Here is a 20797-nt window from a genome sequence, read left to right as displayed (position 1 = left end):
GGTCAGAGCGACCGGCCGATGAGCACCGACGACACGCAGCAGGCGAGGGAGAACAGCATCAGCACGATCCCCCTGCGGACGTAGCGCTCCTTGGCGTCCGCGACGGCGCCGAGAGACCTGATGTCCAGCACGACCAGGTCGAGCCGGAGCCGTGCGTCGTGTCCCCGCCCGTCGCGCGCCGGTCCGGCGGGGGAGGACACGGTGAACCCGCCCGGGTAGGAGCGGCGGCGTTCCACGGAGCGGCCGGCCAGCCGCGCGCTGCGCGGATGAAGCGCGGCGGCGAGCATGAGGAGCCCGAGCAGCCAGAAGAACATCCCGGCCCACCACAGCCACTCCACCTGGCCGGGCAGTTCGCCGGGCCGCAGCCTGCCGTCCAGCAGCCCGGCCACGACGCCGCCGGCGGCGGCTCCGGTGACGGCCAGCAGGATGGCGGCCGTCTCGTCGGCCCTGCGGACCTCCCGCCGGGCCTCGGCACGCGTCTCCCGGACGTAACCGACGATCGGATCGTGCTCCTGCGCCCGCGCGGCCCCCCCGGGGAGCCGCCCCGGCAGTGCGTCCCACACGCTCCTCAACACGTGCCGAATTATCCGGGAAGATCATGGTTGCCGGGGCCGCCGAGAGGATCACCCCTGCCGCGACACCCGGTCCCCCAGCAGCCACACCCCGGCGACGATGCCGCCCACCAGATCGCCCGTGCCGAGGATGGCGGCCATCGACGCCGCGGCCAGCCGGCAGTCGGCGTCGGAGAGCCGCTCCCGGGCCCGGCGGCCCGTGACGATCTCCAGGCCTCGTCCCCGCTGGTCCACGAAGACGAGCACCGCACGATCGGCCTCCTCCCCCAGCGCGGCGTGCAGCCGCTCGGAGAAGTGACGGCGCGGGCCGACCGCCGGTCCGGCGTAGGCGGCGAAACGCAGCCCGGTGCGTCTCTCGGCGGCCAGCAGCGCATCGCGGACGTCGTCCGCCTCCGTCGCGGTCAGGGTCTGCATCTGCACCACCTCGCCGTCGCGCCGCGTCCTCACCAGGTCGCCGACGCCCCACCCGTGTGCCGTCCCGGCTCGGACACCTCCGCCAGCGAGATCCAGTCGACCGCCGGCGCCGACGCCGGCGGCGCCGGACGCTCGGTCAGGACCAGGACCCGGAGACTGACTCCGTGCTCGCTGCGGAACGGGCCGCCGATCCACATCGCACCCTCCGACGTGTGCCTGGCGGCGCTCTCCCGCACCCTGCCGGGGAGGGTCACGATCAGGGTGATGAGCAGGAACAGGCCACCGGAGACACCGATCAGGAAGCCGAAGACCTGGATCGCGCTGTCCACCTCTCCAACGTAAACCCGTGCCGACCGTCCGTCGAGGGTCTGCGGGACACGCCGCGGAACCGTCCGGAGCTGCTCTCACCTGCGGCGACGGTGAAAGCGACGCCTTCGTCGCCGGATCCCGGCGGAGCGGGGCCTGGAAGGTTAGGATCGAGAATGTGAGGCACGCTCGGCACGATGGGGCAGGCGGGATGATCGGCGAAAGCACGTAGATACCCGGTTCATGACCGCACCAAGCGGGAGACTGCGGTCACAAAAGTATGAGATACGCAATACTAGGCACCCCCAAGGACGTCAGCTACCGTGAGTTACGTGGATTCCGGTCAGGTACCAGAAGACGGTAACACTACGTCACCGATTTGGGTCAGCGACCGACAGGCCGACGACCGGCCGACGTCTCGACCCGCCGCGCCCGCATCCGCGTACGCGCTCATCGGACGCGCCTCGCTGCGCGGCCTGCTCGACGATCCCAAGCACCGCCACCTGCGCAGACGCGTGTTCGTCGCGCTCGGCGTCGGCGTGCTCGCGGGCATTCTGCTGGCCAGCTGGCAGCTGGGTTTCACCGCCGCCGTCGTCGCGGCGATCGTCGACACGGTGCTGCACGCCCGGGCCGACTCCTCGGTTCCCGCCTGGCGGCGTGCCTCGGTCGCGGAGCGGCGCACGGAGGTCCAGCTCAAGAGGCTGGAGCGGGGCGGCTACCGGACCCTGCACGCCCGGGCGATTCCCGGCAGCGAGGCGCAGATCGACCATCTGGTCGTGGGCCCGACCGGCGTCTACGCGGTCGACTCCGAGAAGTGGGACAAGCGCCTCCCGGTCCGCGTCCAGTCGCACCGCAAGCTGTTCCACGGCCCGTTCAACCAGAAGGCCCGCCTGGACGAGGCGCACTGGGAGGCGACCCAGGCCGGGGAGCTGATCGGCCGGGAGCTGGGTCGCGAGATCACCATCGTCCCGTCCCTGGCGATCTACGGACCGGCCATCCCGTGGAAGGTCCTCAACGTCCGCGAGGTCGACGTCTTCGACGGCGGCCACGTCCGTAAATGGATCACCAAGCGCGAACGGTCACTCACCGACATCGAGATCGAGAAGATCTACGAGGCCGCCGAGCGCGTCCTTCCCGCGCGTTACCCGGAGAACTGACGCTCCCCTTCCCCCCTCCCCGAACCCGTCGCGCCGCCGTGCCCCGTGCTCGGCGGCGCGACGGGTTCGGTAGTGTCAAAGGACAACCTGGGCCCGCATCGGGCCCGTCGGTCGCCACGTCGGCGCCCACCCCGTGCTTCGTCGGCGTTCCGAGATCCTCGCGGTGCCCGTCCCGTCCCGCGGGCGGCCGCGGGTGCCCGCGCCGCGCCGTGCCCACGCCGCGGTGACGGAACGACATTCGACAACAGATGGTCAGGACCACGCGTCTCGTGCTGCGGACAGGCGTCTCACGCACTGAGCGGTGGCCGTACCATTTGAAGACTCGGTTTCGATGATGGGAGAAGCCCCATGCCCGCCCTCAGGTCTCGTACGGTCACTCACGGCAGGAACATGGTCGGAGCCCGGGCCCTGCTCCGGGCGACCGGCGTAGCGGGCGGCGACTTCGGCAAGCCCATCATCGCGGTGGCCAACAGCTTCACCCAGTTCGTCCCCGGCCACGTCCACCTGCGCGAGGTCGGAGACCTGGTCTCGGGGGCCATCCGCGAGGCCGGGGCGATCCCGCGCGAGTTCAACACGATCGCGGTCGACGACGGCATCGCGATGGGCCACGGCGGCATGCTCTACTCGCTGCCCAGCCGCGAGCTGATCGCCGACGCCGTCGAGTACATGGTCAACGCCCACTGCGCCGACGCCCTGATCTGCGTGTCCAACTGCGACAAGATCACCCCCGGCATGCTGCTGGCCGCGTTCAGGCTGAACATCCCGACGATCTTCGTCTCCGGCGGCCCCATGGAGGCCGGCAAGACACCGGGCAGGAAGCTCGACCTGATCGACCCGATGATCGCCGCCGCGGACGAGAACGTCTCCGACGCCGAGCTGCTGGAGATGGAGGAGAACGCCTGCCCGACCTGCGGTTCGTGCAGCGGCATGTTCACCGCCAACTCGATGAACTGCCTCGCCGAGGCGATCGGGCTGGCGCTGCCCGGCAACGGCACGATCCTGGCCACGCACCGGGCGCGCAAGAAGCTGTTCGAGGACGCCGGGCGGCAGCTGGTGGAGATCACCCGCCGTTACTACGAGGACGGCGACGAGAGCGTCCTGCCGCGCAACATCGCCACCAGGGAAGCCTTCGAGAACGCCATGACGCTCGACGTGGCGATGGGCGGTTCGACCAACACGATCCTGCACATCCTGGCCGCGGCCCGCGAGGCCGAAGTCGACTTCGGCCTCAAGGAGATCAACGAGATCTCACTGCGCGTGCCCTGCCTGTGCAAGGTCGCCCCGGCGACCTCCAAGTACCACATCGAGGACGTCCACCGGGCCGGTGGCATCCCGGCCATCCTGGGCGAGCTCGACCGGGCGGGTCTGTTCCACCGCGACGTGCCCAGTGTCAGCGGGGGCACCATGGGCGACTACCTCGACGCCTGGGACCCGCGCTCGGACAAGGCCCTGCCCGAGGCTCTGGAGCTCTGGCACGCCGCACCGGGCAACGTGCGCACCGTCAAGCCCTACTCCCAGGACAACCGCTGGGACTCTCTCGACCTCGACCGGGCCGAGGGCTGCGTGCGCGACCTCGAACACGCCTACACCCGCGACGGCGGGCTCGCCGTCCTCTACGGCAACATCGCCGTCGACGGCTGCATCGTCAAGACGGCCGGAGTGGACGAGTCGATCTGGCGCTTCTCAGGACCGGCGGTGGTCTTCGAGTCGCAGGAGGAGGCCGTCGAGGGCATCCTCAACAACAGGGTCAAGGCGGGCGACGTCGTGGTGATCCGTTACGAGGGCCCCAAGGGGGGGCCGGGCATGCAGGAGATGCTCTACCCGACCTCGTTCCTGAAGGGCAAGGGCCTGGGCAAGGCCTGCGCGCTGATCACCGACGGCCGGTTCTCCGGCGGCACGAGCGGGCTGTCCATCGGGCACGCCTCCCCCGAGGCCGCCGAGGGCGGCACCATCGCGCTGGTCCGGGACGGCGACACCATCGAGATCGACATCCCGGGCCGCTCGATCGAGCTCCGGGTCGCCCAGGAGGAGCTGGCGGCCCGGCGCGAGCGGCTCCTGACCGAGCTGGGTGGCTACCGCCCGCGCGACCGGCAGCGTCCGGTGAGCACCGCGTTGCAGGCCTACGCCGCGCTCACCACCTCCGCCTCGACCGGTGCCTCACGCGACCTGTCGCAGCTCTCGCGCTGACCCGCGCCTGCTGTCGGATCCGGCCTTCCGGATCCGACAGCAGGTTCGAAAAATGTCGGCGGCGAGGCGTAACCTCTGGGTATGGCTAACGTCATGAAGCCCTCCACCCGCCCGTTGACTGCCGCCGAGATCGCCGCCCTCGCCCTGTCCGTGGCGCACCTGGGTTCCGACCCGCAGGCCGGTGCCGCCCGCAGCGGCCTGCGCCTCGCCTTCGAGCACATGGAGCTCGACGACGACGTCATCGCCACCACGCTGTCCACTCTGACCGAGCCGATGTCCGCCGAGGTCGCCGACCGGGCGCGGACGATCGCCGAGGCCATCACCGCCCGCCTCGTCATCCGCCTCCACTACCGCGACGTCTCCGGCCGCATCACCGTCCGCGACGTCGACCCCGTCACGTGCATGGTCCACCGTGAGTACTGGTATCTCGTGGGAATGTGCCGCATGCGCGGCGCCGTCCGGGCGTTCCGGTTCGACCGCATCGTGGCCGCCGAACCCACCTTCGTGCCCGCCCGCCGGCACCGCGCCGAGGGCTTCCTGCCCTTCCAGGGCAGGCGCGCCGCCTGACGCCCGTCCGGCGGGCGTGGACCCGCCGGCGAAGCGGGCACCGGAACGCGTCCGGGCCGGGCGCCGGACTGCTCCGCCCGGACGCGTACGGCACTTCGCTCCCGGCGACCGTTACGCCGGGGGCACGGACGGCTCCGTCCGGGCGCCCGTGACGGGGCTCAGCCGCAGCAGCCGCCCCCGCAGCAGCCTCCGCCGCCTGCGGGGCGTGGTGCGGGCGAGGCGGCCGAACCGCCGGTCACAGCGACCGTGGACAGCAGTTTGACGGTGTCGTCGTGACCCTCGGGGCAGGGTGCGGGCTCACCGGAGTGGGCCATCGGGCGGGAGACCTCGAAGGTGGACCCGCAGGCACGGCAGCGGAAGTCGTAGCGCGGCATGGCACCCAGCGTACCCAGATCACTCAGGCGAAGGTGATGGAGGCGTAGTCGCTCACCGGCCGGTAGCCGATCGCCTGGTAGATCCGGTTGGACGTCGGGTTGGCCAGATCGGTGAAGAGCAGCACCTCCCCGGCGCCGCCGGCCAGCGCCTTGGCGCTCACCGCGTGGGAGGCGGCGATGCCGTACCCCCTGCCGCGCAGCTCGGGAGGCGTGTAGACCGGGCCGACCCGAGACATGCCGCCGAGCGGCGTGGAGGCTCCGGCGAACGCGACGGGCCGCCCGTCCGCCTCCCACAGGACCAGCTCGCTCCGGGCGATCCGGCCGGCCACCAGCGGGGTCAGATCGGTGCCGGAGCCGTGGTCCGCCTCGTCCTGGAACTCCCCGGCCCACTTCACCAGGAGGTCCAGATCGTCCGCGACGGCCGTACGTGAGGCTCCTCGGGCGAGGGGGTCCGGCACGTGCAGCGAGCCGAGCCGGTAGAGGCGCTCGGGACGGCGCGCGGCCTCGGGACGCCACCAGCAGGCGGCGAACGCCTCGGCCACCGGCAGCGGCCCGGTCACGCCCGGGATGGGCCGCCCTCGCTCGGCGAGCCGCTCGGCGAGCTCCGGGACGGTGTCCGCGGGGATGTCGGGCAGCACCAGGAAGTGGGGTGGTGTCTGGATCGCCGCGGCGACGGTCCGGCCGCCGTGCTCCAGCCGGCCCAGCAGGAGGTCGCCGGTCCACAGACCGTCGCGTATGCCGCGCAGGACGGTGAGGGGCACGGTGTTGCTAACGGGGTCCCGCAGCAGCCAGGGTTCCACGGCGGCGGCGTAGGCCGCGGCGTCGGAGGTGAAGGTCCACGTCATAGGCCGATTGTGCCGACTCCGGCGCATCCGCCGCGAACGGTTATGACGCCGCCCCGCCCGTCACGGTCCCGGGGCACGCCCGGGACCGTGACGTACCACGGGACCGTGGCGTGCCCTCCCGCACGGAGCGCGGGAGGGCACGCGAGCACACGTGAGCGCGGGAAGAGCACGGCCGTGGCCGCGTCAGGCCGCGCTCTCCGCCAGGTAGGGCGCCCACTGCGGGTCGCCGACGATGTGCGCGCCGATCAACCTCCAGTGGACGCCGCGTGGCACCACCGGGGCGACGTCGAGCGTCCACCCCAGTTCCTCCAGCATGCGGTCCGCCTTGCGGTGGTTGCACGACGTGCACGACGCGACGCAGTTCTCCCACGTGTGGGTGCCGCCTCGTGAGCGCGGGATGACGTGGTCGATGGTCTCGGCCCGCTGACCGCAGTAGGCGCACCGGTAGTCGTCCCGGCGCATCAACGCGGTACGGGTCAGCGGAATCCGCGACCGGTAGGGGATGCGGACATATCTGCGAAGCCTGATCACCGACGGGACGTCGAGCGTGCGGCTCGCCGAACGGAACACGGCGCCCCGCCCGTCGCGGTGCACGACGTCGGCCTTCTCCCGGAGCACCAGCACGACGGCGCGGTGCAGGGAGAGGGTGGTCAAGGGTTCGTAGGTGGCGTTCAACAACAGGACTTGGCGCATCAGCGGGCCCTTCCCGCTGCGCGGCGCGTCGGTTGAGGGGGCACGCCGTTGCGTACCCCGGCTGGCGGCCCCTCCTGGGGCCCGGGTGCTTCCGTCACGGGGACCTCCGCCGGACGGCCCAGCGGATGCTCACCACGGCGCCGTCCTCCACCAAGTTTGGCTTCTGCATCACGGTTCCCGCCACCCATAAAACGACTGGAGGGACTCCTGATCCGTTTTATGCCCGCATTACCACTTATTAACTCCTGCTGCCGCGGCTCCAGTACGCCCGGCGCGCAATGACGCCCTTCCGCCCTCCGGAGGTCGTATGGTTTCGGCCATGACGCGACAGCCTTACCCTCCCGCAAGCCGTCTTGACCTCGTCGAGGAGTTGCACGGCGTTCCGGTGCCCGATCCCTACCGGTGGCTGGAGGATCCGGACGACCCGGCGACGAAGGACTGGCTCGACGCCCAGGAGAGGCTCTTCACGACGGAGATGGGAGCGCTTCCCGGCCGGGAGGGCTTCCGCTCGCGCATCGCCGAGCTGCTGAAGTCGGGGTCGGTCAGTGCGCCGGTGTGGCGCGGGGAGCGGCAGTTCTTCATGCGGCGCACCCCCGAGCAGGAGCACGCCGTGCTCTACGTCGTCGATCCCGACGGCACCGAGCGGACGCTGCTCGACCCGATGGCCCTCGACCCCACCGGGCTCACCACGCTCGACACCTGGCAGCCCGACAAGGAGGGCCGCCTGCTGGCCTACCAGATCTCGGTGGGCGGTGACGAGGAGTCGAGCCTCTACCTGATGGACGTCGCCTTCGGCGACCGGATCGAGGGGCCGATCGACCGCTGCCGCTACTCCCCGGTCGCCTGGCTGCCCGGCGGCGAGGCCTTCTACTATGTGCGCAGGCTGCCCGCCACCGAGGTCCCCGAGGGCGAGGAGCAGTACCACCGCCGGGTCTACCTGCACCGGGTCGGCACCTCCACCGAGGACGACGTGCTGATCTTCGGTGACGGCATGGAGAAGACCAACTACTACGGTGTCTCCGTCTCCCGCGACGGCCGCTGGCTGCAGATCTCCGCCTCCCGGGGCACGGCGCCGCGCAACGACCTGTGGGTCGCCGACCTTTCGGCCTCCTCCCCCGAGGAACCCGGGCTCGTCGTCGTCCAGGAGGGCGTCGACGCCCAGAGCTCCCTGCACTTCGGTCGCGACGGGCGGCTCTACCTCTTCACCGACCGCGACGCCCCGCGTTCCCGGATCTGCGTCACCGACCCGGCCACCCCGCAGGCCGAGCACTGGCGCGACCTGATCCCGCAGGACTCCGAGGCGGTGCTGACCGACTTCGCGATCCTCGACGACCTCGACCGGCCGATCATGCTCGCCGGCTGGACCCGCCACGCGATCAGTGAGATCTCCGTCCACGACCTGGTCACGGGTGAGCGCATCGGGGAGGTGCCGACGCCCGGGCTGGGCACCATCGGCGGCATCAGCGAGCGCCCCGAGGGCGGCCACGAGGCGTGGTTCGGCTACACCGACAACACCACCCCGCCGACCATCCAGCGCTACGACGCCCGTACCGGCGAGACCACGCTGTGGGCGGTCTCCCCCGGGGCCGTCGAGGTGCCCGCCGTCGACACCGAGCAGGTGACCTACCGCTCTGCCGACGGCAGCGAGGTGCACATGCTGGTGATCTCCAAGCCGGGCGTCGAGGGCCCGCGTCCCACGATCCTGTACGGGTACGGCGGTTTCGGCATCTCGATGACCCCCGGCTACTCCGCGTCGATCCTCACCTGGGTCGAGGCGGGCGGCACCTACGCCATCGCCCAGCTGCGCGGCGGCGGCGAGCAGGGCGAGGAGTGGCACCGGGCCGGGATGCTCGCCAACAAGCAGAACGTCTTCGACGACCTGCACGCCGCGGCCGAGCACCTGATCTCCTCCGGGGTGACCACCCCGGACCGGCTGGCCATCTCCGGCGGCTCGAACGGCGGCCTGCTGGTCGGCGCGGCGCTGACCCAGCGCCCCGAGCTGTACGCCGCGGTGGTCTGCTCGGCCCCGTTGCTGGACATGGTCCGCTACGAGCTGTTCGGTCTCGGCGCGACCTGGAACGTCGAGTACGGCTCCGCCGAGAAGCCCGACGAGTTCGCCTGGCTGCACGCCTACTCGCCCTACCACCGCGTCCGGGAGGGTGTCTCCTACCCGGCGACGCTGTTCACCGTCTTCCAGTCGGACACCCGGGTCCACCCGCTGCACGCCTGGAAGACGTGCGCGGCCCTGCAGCACGCCCAGGCCGCCGAGCGGCCGATCCTGCTCCGCAACGAGACCGAGGTCGGTCACGGGGCCCGCGCGGTGAGCAAGACCGTCGAACTCTCCGCCGACCAGCTCACCTTCCTCGCCCACCACACCGGGTTGACCTCCTGAGAACCCGCCCGGTGCCGTCCGCCCACCGCGCACGGGCCCCGTCCCTCGGCGTCGCCCCGAGGGACGGGGCCCGTGCGCGGGGCCGGTTCCGGGCGGCCGGGCCCGGTCAGACGAGGCCGCGGGCGTCGCGGGCGGCGGCCACGGCCGCCTGGCCCAGGCTGACGCCGCCGTCGTTGGGCGGCACCCGGTGGTGGGTCAGCACGCGGAAGCCGTGCAGCCGCAGTGCCCGGAGCAGCCCGCCGAGCAGCAGCCGGTTCTGGAACACCCCGCCGGACAGGGCGGCCGTCCCGACGCCGGTCGCCTCACGGATCCGCACGCAGGCCGCGGCGGTGGCGGCGGCGAGCCCGTTGTGGAAACGGGCCGAGACGGCCGCCGGGTCCTCCCCGCGGCGCGTGTCCTCGGCGACCGCCCGGACGAGGTCACCGGCCCGGATCGTCACGAGCGTCCCGTCGTCGAGGAGCCGGGCCGGGTAGGCGGTCTCCTCGGCGGGATCGGCCCGTTGCTCCAGGGCGATCGCGGCCTGCCCCTCGTACGTCACGGTGTCGCGGAGTCCGAGAATCGAGGCGACCGCGTCGAACAACCGGCCCGCGCTGGAGGTCGGCGGGGAGTTCACTCCCGCCCCGGCGACCGCGAGCACGTCGTCCCAGCGGGTGCCGTGCCGGATCCGGACGGCCAGGTCCTCGGGAGGAGCGCCTTCGTAGGCGGCGTCCAGGTGCGCCGCGGCCATCCGCCAGGGTTGCCTGACGGCCGCCGTGCCGCCGGGCATCGGCACCGGCGCCAGACGGCCGGCGCGTTCGAAGCCCGTGAGGTCGGCCACCAGGAGCTCGCCGCCCCAGATGGTGCCGTCCGGGCCGTAGCCCAGGCCGTCGTAGGCCACCCCGATGACAGGACCGGTCTCCTGGTTGTCGGCGAGGCAGGAGGCGATGTGCGCGTGGTGGTGCTGCACCCCGGTCAGGTCCACGTCCTGCAGTTCGCGGGCGTACTTGGTGGACAGGTATTCGGGGTGGAGGTCGTGGGCCACCACCCGGGGGGTGATGCCGAACAGGCGCCGGAAGTGCTCGATCCCCTCCTCGAAGGAGCACAGCGTCTCGTAGTTCTCCAGGTCGCCGATGTGGTGGGAGACGAAGGCGTGGCCCTCCCTGGCGAGGCAGAAGGTGCTCTTCAGCTCGGCGCCGCAGGCGAGCACGGGCCGCCGGGCCGGCGGCCGGAGCCGTAGCGGCTCGGGGGCGTACCCCCGGGATCTCCGGATCGGGAACACCCGCTTCCCGGCCACCGCGATCACCGAGTCGTCGGCGCGGACGTGGATCGGCCGGTCGTGGGTCAGGAACGCGTCGGCGATCCCCGCCAGCCGGTCGAAGGCGTCGGCGTCGGCGTGGACGATCGGTTCGTCGGAGAGGTTGCCGCTGGTCAGGACGTACGGGCGGGCCAGTTCAGCGGCGAGCAGGTGGTGCACCGGCGTGTACGGCAGCATCAGGCCGAGGCGGCGGTCGCCGGGCGCCACCGACGCGGCGACGACGGTTCCGGGCCGGCGGGGCAGCAGCACGATCGGACGGTGCGGGCCGGTGAGCAGCCGTTCGGCCTCGGCGTCCAGCTCGCACAGGGCCCGCGCGGCGTCCAGGTCCGCGACCATGACGGCGAACGGCTTCTCCTCACGGTGCTTGCGGGCCCGCAGGGTCCGGGCGGCGTCCTCGTCGGCGGCGTCGACGGCCAGGTGGTAGCCGCCGAGCCCCTTGACCGCCAGCACGGCACCCGAGCGCAGCAGCCGCGCCGCCCCGGCGACGGGGTCGCCGTCCGCGGTCCGGCGGCCGTCCGAGGAGCCGAGGAGCCGCAGGGTGGGGCCGCAGGCCGGGCAGCAGATGGGCTGGGCGTGGAAGCGGCGGTCGGCGGGGTCGAGGTACTCCCTGGCGCAGTCCTCACACATGGTGAACGCGGCCATGGTCGTGGCCGGCCGGTCGTAGGGGACGTCCCGGATGATGGTGAAACGCGGGCCGCAGTTGGTGCAGTTGACGAAGGGGTGGCGGTAGCGGCGGTCCGCGGGGTCGAACAGCTCGGCCAGGCAGTCATCACATGTCGCGACATCGGGTGAGATGAAGGTGGTACGGCCGACCCCCTCACGGCTGACCACGATGTGGAACCCCCGGTCCCCACGGGCCGGGATCGCGACGGTCGTCATCCGGTGAACGGCCGCCAGCGGCGGCGCGTGCCGGCGCAGCTCCTCCCGGAAGCGCTCGACGTCGCCGGGCACCCCCTCGGCCTCGATGAACACGCCCCGGCCGTCGTTGCCCACCCATCCGGACAACCCCAGCCGCCGGGCCAGGGAGTGGACGCACGGGCGAAAACCCACGCCCTGCACGATCCCCTCGATGGTGATCCTCACGCGGATCGGAGCCTCCGCGCCCGCCTGTCCGGTGCCCACGCCGCCATCCTCACCGGGATCGGAGGCCGGGCGGCGGAGCGTCCCCCGATCCGGACGAGAAGGTTACGCGGGCGATCAGAGCTTTACCCCCGATTGTCATGCATGGGTGTCGTCGCTGAAATGACCCGCCGTAATCTGTCGACTACCGTGAAAAAACGGAGGCAATGATGCCTGCCATCCACACACCTCTCCATACGCCGCAAACAGCGTCCGCCGTTCACGAGGTCGTCACCGAGGCCTTCGCCCGCCGGGATCACGCCGGTCAGGCCCTGGCACGCGACGCGGAGAGCATCGCGCGAGCCTGCCAGGCCATGGCCGTGCGTTTTCACCGCGGCGGCAAACTCGTCGTCTTCGGCAGCGGTGGCGCGGGCACGGACGCGGCGCACATCGCGGTCGAGTTCATGCACCCGGTCATCGTGGGCAAACGGGCCCTCCCTGCCCTGGCCCTGAGCAACGACGCCGCGACGGTCAGCGGGGTATGCAACGAGGAGGGCGTCGCCGAGTCCTTCGCCCACCAGCTGCGCTGCTGGGCCGACCCCTCCGACATCGCGCTGGGCGTATCCCGGGACGGCCGGGACGTAAGTGTCGTACGGGGCCTGGAGGTCGCCCGGGAGCTGGGCCTGCTGACCGTCGCCCTCACCGGCGGGGACGGGGGTGCGATCGCGCGGGACCGGATGGCCGACCACATCCTGGTCGCCGCCGCGGACGATCCCACCGTCGTCAAGGAGATCCACGTGACCGCCTACCACCTGCTGTGGGAGCTGGTGCACGTGTTCTTCGACCAGCCGGGCCTGCTCACGAGCGGGGACGCGCGGTGAACGGGCCCGGTCACTGTACCGGCGACGTCTGCGTCACCTGCTCCGACGAGGCGCTGCCGGTGACGGTGGTCCGGCTGACGGAACGGGACCTCGCGATCGTCGACGCGGGCGGGGCCCTGGAGGAGGTGAGTGTGGCGCTGGTCGACCCGGAGGTCGGCGACACCGTCCTCGTCCACGCCAAGGAGGCCATCGCGGTGGTCGCGCGCGGCGGCGCCCACGGGGACGTCTGCGGGGTCGGCGGGTCCCGCGGGGACGGCGGCCGGGAAGGCGGCGAGAAGCGCGACCGCCGGGCCGGCGTGCCCGCGGACACCCGGCCGGCGGACGGCGGGGCCCGCAGCGCTCGCGGCGCCCGCGGGGACGGCGACCCGGGAGCCCGTGATGAGCACGCCTGACGAGACGCCCCCCGAGGACGTCCGGCCTTCCGAGGGGCTCGAAGGGCTCTACCCCTTCCTCTACGCCGGCCGGGCCGGGCTCGACACGGCGCTGGAGGAGGCCATGCGGTCCACCGTGCAGAAGGCCGCCGAGATCGTGCGGTTGCGCCGGCAGATGGCCGAGGAGTCGGCGGCGGAGCTGGCCGCGTGCGCTGAGGAGATGGCGGACAGGTTCGCCGCGGGCGGCCGGCTGTTCAGCTTCGGCAACGGCGGCAGCAGCACCGACGCCCAGGAGGTCGCCACCGTCTTCCTCGATCCTCCCCGCGGCCGGGCACTGCCCGCCCTCTCGCTGACCACCGACGTCGCCGTGGTCACCGCGCTCTCCAACGACGTGGGCTTCGAGGTCGTCTTCGCGCGCCAGCTCGCGGCGCTGGGACGGTCCGGGGACATCGCGGTCGGCCTGTCGACCAGCGGGGGCTCGGCCAATGTGATACGGGCGTTCGAGGAGGCGGCGCGGCGGGGCATGCTCACCGTCGGCCTGGCCGGCGGCGGAGGCGGCAGGCTCGCCGAACTCGGCCTGCTCGACCACCTGTTCATCGTGCCCTCCTCCTCGGTGCACCGGATCCAGGAGGCGCAGACGACGCTGTACCACGTCCTGTGGGAGCTGACCCGGCACGCGCTCGAAGCCCGCGTCCCGGCCGGGGGCGGGCAGCCGCCCGGAGCACCGGAGGGACCCGGGCCGGACCCGGCGGCCCCACGGGCCCGCGATCCCGGACGAGGACCGCGATCATGATCCGCGCGATCCATCCGGCGCGCACCCCCCGCGCCGGCCACGACCGATCGATGTCCACCAGCAGTGGGGAGGCGTCATGGCCACGCCAACGGACACGGCGAACACCGAACCTCCGCAGGAGCGGGAACCGGTGGTCCACATACTCTGGATCAACGCCGGGCTGAGCTGTGACGGTGACTCCGTCGCCCTCACCGCGGCCACCCAGCCGAGCATCGAGGAGATCGTGCTCGGCGCGCTCCCGGGGCTGCCGAAGGTGGCCGTGCACTGGCCGCTCATCGACTTCGAGTGCGGCCCGATGCAGGGTGCCGACGTCTTCATCGAGTGGTTCTTCAAGGCCGACCGCGGCGAGCTCGACCCGTTCGTCCTGGTCGTCGAGGGCTCGATCCCGAACGAGACGATCAAGCAGGAAGGGTACTGGTGCGGCTTCGGCAACAACCCGGAGACCGGCCAGCCCATGACGACCAGCGAGTGGCTGGACCGGCTCGCCCCCAAGGCCACCGCGATCCTGGCCGCCGGCACCTGCGCGGCGTACGGCGGCATCCACGCCATGGCGGGCAACCCGACCGGCGCCATGGGCGTCGCCGACTACCTGGGCTGGGACTGGAGGTCCAAGGCCGGGCTGCCGATCGTCAACGTCCCCGGCTGCCCGATCCACCCGGACAACCTCTCCGAGACGATCCTCTACCTGCTCTACCAGGTCGCCGGTCAGGCCCCGATGATCCCGCTGGACGAGGCGCTACGCCCGACGTGGCTGTTCGGCCAGACCGTCCACGAGGGCTGCGACCGGGCCGGTTACTACGAGCAGGGCCAGTTCGCCGTCGAGTACGGCTCGCCGAAGTGCCTGGTCAAGATCGGCTGCTGGGGGCCGGTGGTCCGGTGCAACGTGCCCAAGCGCGGCTGGATCAACGGCATCGGCGGCTGCCCGAACGTCGGCGGGATCTGCATCGCCTGCACGATGCCGGGCTTCCCCGACAAGTTCATGCCGTTCATGGACGAGCCGCCCGGAGCCCACGTGTCCTCGGCGGTGAGCGGCGTGTACGGCAGCGTCATCCGCACCCTCCGCAGCATCACCTTCAAGACGGTCGACAAGGAGCCCAAGTGGCGCCGCACGGGGCGCGAACTGCTGACCGGATACAAGGCGCCCTGGAGCTGACATGACGACATCGGAGCAGAACAGCGAACTGGTGGAGATGGCCTGGGACCCCATCACCAGGATCGTCGGCAGTCTCGGGATCTACTGCAAGGTCGACTTCGCCGGCCGGCGGGTCGCGGAGTGCTACAGCACCTCGTCGGTCTTCCGCGGCTACAGCATCTTCATGAAGGGCAAGGACCCGCGCGACGCCCACTTCATCACCAGCCGGATCTGCGGGATCTGCGGCGACAACCACGCCACCTGCTCGGTCTACGCGCAGAACATGGCCTACGACGTCCGGCCGCCGGCCCTGGGCGAGTGGATCGTCAACCTCGGCGAGGCCGCCGAGTACATGTTCGACCACAACATCTTCCAGGAGAACCTGGTCGGGGTCGACTACTGCGAGAAGATGGTCCGCGAGACCAACCCTGGCGTGCTGGAGCTGGCCGAGCGCACCGAGGCGCCGCACGCCGAAGACCACGGCTACCGGACCATCGCCGACATCATGCGCTCGCTGAACCCGCTGGAGGGCGAGTTCTACCGCGAGGCGCTGGCGGTCAGCCGGACCACCCGCGAGATGTTCTGCCTCATGGAGGGCAGGCACGTCCACCCCTCCACGCTCTACCCCGGCGGTGTCGGCACGGTCGCGACGGTGCAGCTGTTCACCGACTACCTGACCCGGCTGATGCGCTACATCGAGTTCATGAAGCGGGTCGTGCCCATGCACGACGACCTGTTCGACTTCATCTACGAGGCGCTCCCCGGTTACGAGGAGGTCGGCCGCCGCCGGGTCCTGCTGGGCTGCTGGGGCAGCTTCCAGGACCCCGAGCACTGTGACTTCACCTACCGGAACATGAGCGACTGGGGTCGCCGGATGTTCGTCACGCCGGGGGTCATCGTCGACGGCACGCTCGTCACCGACGACCTGGTCGACATCAACCTCGGTATCCGGATCCTGCTGGGCAGCTCCTACTACGACGACTGGGCGGGGCAGGAGCCGTTCGTCACCCACGATCCGCTGGGCAACCCGGTCGACATGCGGCACCCGTGGAACCAGCACACGATCCCGCACCCGCAGAAGCGCGACTTCACCGACAAGTACAGCTGGGTCATGTCGCCCCGCTGGTTCGACGGGGAGAGCGCGCTCTCCCTCGACACCGGCGGCGGCCCCCTCGCCCGGCTCTGGTCGACGGCGCTGTCCGGCCTGGTCGACATCGGCTACGTCAGGGCCACCGGCCACAGCGTGCAGATCAACCTGCCGCGGACGGCCACCAAGCCGGAGAAGACATTCGAGTGGACGATTCCCCAGCACGACGGCCGGCCGCTGTCCAACACCATCGAACGCAACCGGGCCCGCACCTACTTCCAGGCCTACGCGGCGGCGTGCGCGCTGTACTTCGTCGAGCAGGGACTGGCCGAGGTGCGCGCGGGCCGCACCCAGACATGGGCGCCGTTCACCGTCCCCGACGAGACGATCAGCTGCGGCTTCACCGAGGCCGTCCGGGGTGTGCTCTCCCACCACATGGTGATCAGGGGCGGGAAGATCGCCAACTATCACCCGTACCCGCCGACGCCCTGGAACGCCAGCGTCCGCGACGTGTACGGCACACCGGGACCGTACGAGGACGCGGTGCAGAACACGCCGATCTTCGAGGAGAACCCGCCCGAGACCTTCAAGGGCATCGACATCATGCGCACCGTGCGGAGCTTCGACCCGTGCCTGCCGTGCGGGGTGCACATGTATCTCGGCGGCGGTCAGGAGCTCCGCAAGGTGCACACTCCGCACGCCTTCGACGTGAGGTGATCCGTCGGCCGCCGGGGAGCCGCGGCTCCCCGGCGCCGGGAAGGAGGACCGGGACACATGCCGCAGGTCCATGACGTTCAGGCGGCCGGGAGCCGCGTCGAGGCGCTGCTCGCCGACCTCGGCGCGCCGGGTGACGCCGCGACGCGCGCCAAGGCGGAGGAACTCGTCCGGGCTCTCGTCGAGCTGTACGGCGCCGGGCTGGAACGCATCGTCGAGATCGTCACCGAGGTCCGGGCCGCCGAGGTGCTGCGCCGTCTCGTCGACGACCGGCTCGTGGCGGGCCTGCTGGTCCTGCACGACCTGCACCCGCTGAGCGCGGCCGAACGCGTCCGCGCGGCGCTCGACACCGTACGCCCCTACCTGGGCCTGCACGAGGGCGGTGTGGAACTGCTGGGGGTGGACGAGGAGGGAGTCGTCCGGCTCCGCCTGGAGGGCACCTGCCACGGCTGCCCGTCGTCGCGGATCACCGTGACCGACGCCATCGAGCGGGCCGTGCGCGAGGCCGCACCCGAGGTGGTCCGGGTGGACGTCGAAGGGGTGACCGACGGGCGGCCGGAGCTGCTGCAGATCCGGACCCGCCCGCCCGGACCCTGCCCGGTGCCGGAGCCGGAGGCGGTCCCGTGACGGCCACCGGGCTGCGCAGGTTCCGCGAGCCGCCGGAATCGGGCAGGGCGGGCGGGCCCGGGGAGACCCGGTGCGAGCTGTGCGGGGAGGTCGCCGGCGACGACCACGACCATGTGGTGAACACCGAGACCCGGGCCCTACTGTGCGCCTGCCGCCCCTGTCACCTGCTGTTCACCCGCGACGAGGGCACCGGCAGGCGCTACCGCGCGGTCCCGCGGCGCTACCTGTACGCCCCGTCGTTCCGGCTGAACCCGGCGGACTGGGAGGAGCTGCAGATCCCGGTCCGCACGGCCTTCTTCTTCCGCAACTCGGCCGCGGACCGGGTCGTCGCCTTCTACCCGAGCCCCGCGGGGGCCACCGAGTCGCTGCTGCCGCTGGGGGCGTGGGAACGCGTCCTGGCGGCCAACCCGGAACTGGCGGACGCCCAGCCCGACGTGGAGGCGCTGCTGGTGGACCGCCGCCCCGACGGGACGTTCGCCTGTCACCTGGTGCCGATCGACGCCTGCTACGAGCTGGTCGGCCTGGTCCGGCTGCACTGGAAGGGCTTCGACGGCGGCCGGGAGGCGCGGGAGGCCGTCGACGGCTTCTTCGCGAGCCTGCGCGAGCGCAGCCGCACCATACCCCCGGAACCCCCGGAACCCCCGGAGTCTCCGGAGCCGGGGGGCGACGACGGTGGATGATCTCACGTTCGACTGCGTGGGTGCCCGGGCGGAACCGTACGCGGCCTTCCCGACGCTGGTCTTCCGGGTGCGCGTCACCCACCCGTCCCCGGCGGGGGTGCACGCCATCGCACTGCGCTGCCAGATCCGGGTCGAACCGCACCTGAGGCGGTACGACGCCGCCGAGGCGGAGATGCTCGGCGACCTGTTCGGCGACCCGGCGCGGTGGGGCGACACGCTCAAACCCCTGCAGTTCGCCAACGTCTCGGTCATGGTGCCGGCCTTCACCGGGACCACCGAGATCGACGTTCCGGTGCCCTGCGGCTATGACCTGGAGGTGGCCGCGGGCAAGTACTTCGCCGCCCTGGACGACGGCGAGATCCCGATGATCCTGCTCTTCGGCGGCACCGTCTTCGCCAGGACGCCGGGGAGCACGGGAAGCACGGGGAGCTCAGGAGGCACGGGGGGGTTCTCCGTGGGCCAGGTGCCGTGGCACTGCGAGGCGCGCCACCGGCTGCCGGTGGCCGTCTGGCGGGAGCTGATGGACCGCTACTTCCCCGACTCCGGATGGCTGCGGCTGCGCCGCGACACCCTGCGGGACCTCACCCGCTTCAAGTCGGACCACGCCCTGGCGACCTGGGACGAGACCATGCACCTACTACTGCGGGAGACACGGGGATGAGCGTGCCGATGGATACGCCGATGGACATCGCCCGGCGGGTGGCCGACACCGTGCTGTACGAAGGCTACCTGCTCTACCCCTACCGCGCCTCGGCGGCCAAGAACCGGGTGCGCTGGCAGTTCGGGGTGCTGGTGCCCCCGGCGTTCACCGCCACCGCCGAACACCCGGCCAACCTCACCGAGTGCCTGCTGGAGGAGGCCGCCGGCGCCGATGTCCGCCTGCTGCTGCGTTTCCTGCACGTCAGGACACGCGTGGTCGAGCGCGCCGAGGACGACGGCTACTGGCCGGTCCGGGAACTGCACGCCGCCGGGCGGACCCACCTCACCTTCGACGAGGCGACCGAGCGCGAGGTGGAGGCGGTGGTGTCGATCACCGGGCTGCTGGACGGCGGCGAGCGGGTGATCGAGGTCCTCGTCCCCGGAGACCACGCGATCGAGCCGATCCCGGGGCCGTCCGGCGAGGTGCTGGGACGCGTCGTCACCGGCCACCTGCCGCTGGAGGCGGCCCTGCGGGTCTCCGCCGAGCGGGTACCGGGGCCGTACGGCCTGGTCAGGCTGCGCATCCGGGTGGAGAACACCGACCCCTGGGAGCCGCGCGGCGCGCCGCGTGAGGAGGCGCTGCGGCGTTCGCTGGTCGCCGCCCATCTGCTCGTCTCGGTCAGCGCCGGCGCCTTCGTGTCGCTGCTCGACCCGCCGGAGTGGGCCAGGCCGGCCGCGGAGACCTGCCGCAACGAGCACACCTGGCCGGTGCTCGTCGGCGAGCCGGGTCACCGCGACGTGATGCTCTCCTCCCCGATCATCCTGTACGACCACCCGGACATCGCACCGGAGAGCCCCGGTGCCCTGTTCGACGCCACCGAGATCGATGAGCTGCTGCACCTGCGGACGCTCACCCTCACCGAGGAGGAGACGCGGGAGGCGCGGGCGACCGACTCCCGGGCCGCCGGCATCATCGACATGGTCGGCGAACTGCCGCCCGAGATGGTGGAACGGCTGCACGGCGTGATCCGCTACCTGAACGCACCCGGCCGGTCCGGCGCCGCACCGGCGCCGGAACCGCCCGCGGAACCGGAACCGCTCCCCGGTGATCCGCGGCGGACGCCGTCGTCCCGGGCGTCGGGACGGGAGTCGTCGCCCTGGGACCCGGAACAGACGCCGGTCACGCCCTGGTGGGACCCCGGAAGCGATCCCACCGTCTCGCCGGGAACCGACAGCGTGACGATCCGCGGGATGACCGTCGCACGGGGCAGCCGGGTCCGGCTGGTTCCCGGACGGCGGCGCGCGGACGCCCACGACATGTTCCTGGCCGGCAGGACCGCCCGGGTGGAGGCCGTTCTCCTGGACCTGGACGGGGCCCGTCACCTGGCCGTCACCCTGGAGGAGGACCCCGGCGCCGACCTGTACCGCTCCCACGGGCGCTTCCTCTACTTCGCCCCCGACGAGGTCGAACCGCTGGACGCCGGGTGGGCCGACGAGGAGGTGGGAGCGTGAGGATCCTGGTGGCCGGGGTGGGGAACGTCTTCCTCGGCGACGACGGCTTCGGCGTCGCGGTGGCCGGACGCCTGGCGGACGCCAAGCTGCCCGCAGGGGTCGCGGTCCGGGACTTCGGCATCCGCGGCATCCACCTGGCCTACGAGCTGACCGGCGGCGGGTACGACACCGTGATCCTCGTCGACGCCGTGTCCCGCGGCGGGCCGCCGGGCACCCTGTACGTCATCGAACCGTCGCCGGGCGACCGCCCCGGCTCCTTCGTCGACGCGCACTCCATGACACCCGAGGCGGTGCTGGCGCTGGCGGACGCGCTCGGCGACGGGATCGGCCGCGGCGCGGTTGGCATGGGTGACGCGGGTGGCACTAACGACACGGGCGGGACCGACGACACGGGCGGGACCGGCCACGACGTCGGCGACGGCCCCGGTGGCACAACCGGACGCGGGCGGGCCGGCGGCCCCGGCCGGGTCCTCCTGGTCGGCTGCGAGCCCGCCGACACGT

The 20797-nt window shown here is 72.0% G+C and carries 20 protein-coding genes and 1 pseudogene; 14 read left to right on the top strand and 7 right to left on the bottom strand.

Annotation, left to right across the window (positions count from 1 at the left end):
• Window positions 1–2: 2 nt before the first annotated feature.
• The 3 genes from F4562_RS25165 to F4562_RS25155 are packed head-to-tail and all read right to left on the bottom strand — an operon-like array spanning window position 3 to window position 1315.
• Complete coding sequence (locus tag F4562_RS25165; protein WP_184540836.1) at window positions 3–575, bottom strand: Pycsar system effector family protein; 573 nt, start codon at window positions 573–575, stop codon at window positions 3–5.
• Between the two features lie 48 nt (window positions 576–623).
• Window positions 624–986: a DUF5130 family protein gene (locus F4562_RS25160; protein ID WP_184540837.1), complete on the bottom strand. Its 363-nt coding sequence runs from the start codon at window positions 984–986 to the stop codon at window positions 624–626.
• 29 nt (window positions 987–1015) lie between these two features.
• The gene (locus F4562_RS25155; RefSeq protein WP_184540838.1) at window positions 1016–1315 is read right to left on the bottom strand and encodes a hypothetical protein; all 300 of its coding nucleotides are present in this window, start codon (window positions 1313–1315) and stop codon (window positions 1016–1018) included.
• A gap of 309 nt (window positions 1316–1624) precedes the next feature.
• On the opposite strand from F4562_RS25155, the gene F4562_RS25150 reads away from it, so the two are divergent.
• The 3 genes from F4562_RS25150 to F4562_RS25140 all read left to right on the top strand — a co-directional run bounded on the left by F4562_RS25150 (window position 1625) and on the right by F4562_RS25140 (window position 5203).
• Entirely contained in the window at window positions 1625–2449 is an 825-nt protein-coding gene (locus tag F4562_RS25150; protein WP_311733931.1) for a nuclease-related domain-containing protein, read from the top strand.
• A gap of 348 nt (window positions 2450–2797) precedes the next feature.
• The gene (ilvD, locus tag F4562_RS25145) at window positions 2798–4636 is read left to right on the top strand and encodes a dihydroxy-acid dehydratase (RefSeq protein WP_184540840.1); all 1839 of its coding nucleotides are present in this window, start codon (window positions 2798–2800) and stop codon (window positions 4634–4636) included.
• 81 nt (window positions 4637–4717) lie between these two features.
• A complete protein-coding gene (locus tag F4562_RS25140) occupies window positions 4718–5203 on the top strand; it encodes a helix-turn-helix transcriptional regulator (protein ID WP_184540841.1) in 486 nt (161 codons plus the stop codon).
• A 158-nt stretch (window positions 5204–5361) separates the two neighbouring features.
• Here the strand turns inward: F4562_RS25140 and F4562_RS25135 are convergent, their stop codons facing one another.
• From F4562_RS25135 to F4562_RS25125, 3 genes are all read right to left on the bottom strand, one after another.
• Entirely contained in the window at window positions 5362–5577 is a 216-nt protein-coding gene (locus F4562_RS25135) for an FmdB family zinc ribbon protein (RefSeq protein ID WP_184540842.1), read from the bottom strand.
• 23 nt (window positions 5578–5600) lie between these two features.
• Entirely contained in the window at window positions 5601–6422 is an 822-nt protein-coding gene (locus tag F4562_RS25130; protein ID WP_184540843.1) for a GNAT family N-acetyltransferase, read from the bottom strand.
• A 183-nt stretch (window positions 6423–6605) separates the two neighbouring features.
• Window positions 6606–7115 (bottom strand): HNH endonuclease, encoded by a 510-nt coding sequence (locus F4562_RS25125; protein WP_184540844.1) that lies wholly within the window; start codon window positions 7113–7115, stop codon window positions 6606–6608.
• 319 nt (window positions 7116–7434) lie between these two features.
• Here F4562_RS25125 and F4562_RS25120 point away from each other — a divergent pair, with 319 nt between their 5' ends.
• Window positions 7435–9507: a prolyl oligopeptidase family serine peptidase gene (locus tag F4562_RS25120; protein WP_184540845.1), complete on the top strand. Its 2073-nt coding sequence runs from the start codon at window positions 7435–7437 to the stop codon at window positions 9505–9507.
• A gap of 106 nt (window positions 9508–9613) precedes the next feature.
• Here the strand turns inward: F4562_RS25120 and hypF are convergent, their stop codons facing one another.
• A complete protein-coding gene (gene hypF / locus F4562_RS25115; protein ID WP_311733932.1) occupies window positions 9614–11923 on the bottom strand; it encodes a carbamoyltransferase HypF in 2310 nt (769 codons plus the stop codon).
• A 164-nt stretch (window positions 11924–12087) separates the two neighbouring features.
• On the opposite strand from hypF, the gene F4562_RS25110 reads away from it, so the two are divergent.
• From F4562_RS25110 to F4562_RS36715, 10 genes and pseudogenes are all read left to right on the top strand, one after another.
• Complete coding sequence (locus F4562_RS25110; RefSeq protein WP_312872169.1) at window positions 12088–12741, top strand: D-sedoheptulose-7-phosphate isomerase; 654 nt, start codon at window positions 12088–12090, stop codon at window positions 12739–12741.
• Entirely contained in the window at window positions 12738–13133 is a 396-nt protein-coding gene (locus F4562_RS25105) for a HypC/HybG/HupF family hydrogenase formation chaperone (protein WP_184540847.1), read from the top strand. Before F4562_RS25110 ends, F4562_RS25105 begins: the two co-directional genes overlap by 4 nt.
• Complete coding sequence (locus F4562_RS25100) at window positions 13120–13905, top strand: D-sedoheptulose-7-phosphate isomerase (protein ID WP_184540848.1); 786 nt, start codon at window positions 13120–13122, stop codon at window positions 13903–13905. The genes F4562_RS25105 and F4562_RS25100 overlap by 14 nt, the downstream gene beginning before the upstream one ends.
• 76 nt (window positions 13906–13981) lie before the next feature.
• Window positions 13982–15058 carry an NADH-quinone oxidoreductase subunit B family protein gene (locus F4562_RS25095; protein WP_184540849.1) on the top strand — a complete coding sequence of 359 codons (1077 nt, stop codon included), beginning with the start codon at window positions 13982–13984 and terminating at the stop codon, window positions 15056–15058.
• Window position 15059: 1 nt separating this feature from the next.
• Window positions 15060–16841 (top strand): nickel-dependent hydrogenase large subunit, encoded by a 1782-nt coding sequence (locus F4562_RS25090; RefSeq protein ID WP_184540850.1) that lies wholly within the window; start codon window positions 15060–15062, stop codon window positions 16839–16841.
• Window positions 16842–16898: 57 nt separating this feature from the next.
• Complete coding sequence (locus F4562_RS25085) at window positions 16899–17465, top strand: NifU family protein (protein ID WP_184540851.1); 567 nt, start codon at window positions 16899–16901, stop codon at window positions 17463–17465.
• The gene (locus tag F4562_RS25080; RefSeq protein WP_184540852.1) at window positions 17462–18145 is read left to right on the top strand and encodes a DUF5947 family protein; all 684 of its coding nucleotides are present in this window, start codon (window positions 17462–17464) and stop codon (window positions 18143–18145) included. The genes F4562_RS25085 and F4562_RS25080 overlap by 4 nt, the downstream gene beginning before the upstream one ends.
• Entirely contained in the window at window positions 18138–18806 is a 669-nt protein-coding gene (locus F4562_RS25075) for a DUF6084 family protein (protein ID WP_184540853.1), read from the top strand. Before F4562_RS25080 ends, F4562_RS25075 begins: the two co-directional genes overlap by 8 nt.
• 8 nt (window positions 18807–18814) lie before the next feature.
• A complete protein-coding gene (locus F4562_RS25070) occupies window positions 18815–20296 on the top strand; it encodes a hypothetical protein (protein ID WP_184540854.1) in 1482 nt (493 codons plus the stop codon).
• Window positions 20269–20556: pseudogene (locus tag F4562_RS36715) on the top strand (hydrogenase maturation protease); the annotation flags it as partial. The gene F4562_RS25070 and the pseudogene F4562_RS36715, both read left to right, overlap by 28 nt.
• Window positions 20557–20797: the final 241 nt, after the last annotated feature.

Source organism: Streptosporangium becharense (assembly GCF_014204985.1).
GTDB classification, from domain to species: domain Bacteria; phylum Actinomycetota; class Actinomycetes; order Streptosporangiales; family Streptosporangiaceae; genus Streptosporangium; species Streptosporangium becharense.
The sequence above is the reverse complement of the archived record's forward strand: the minus strand, read 5'-3'. Positions and strand labels throughout refer to the sequence as shown.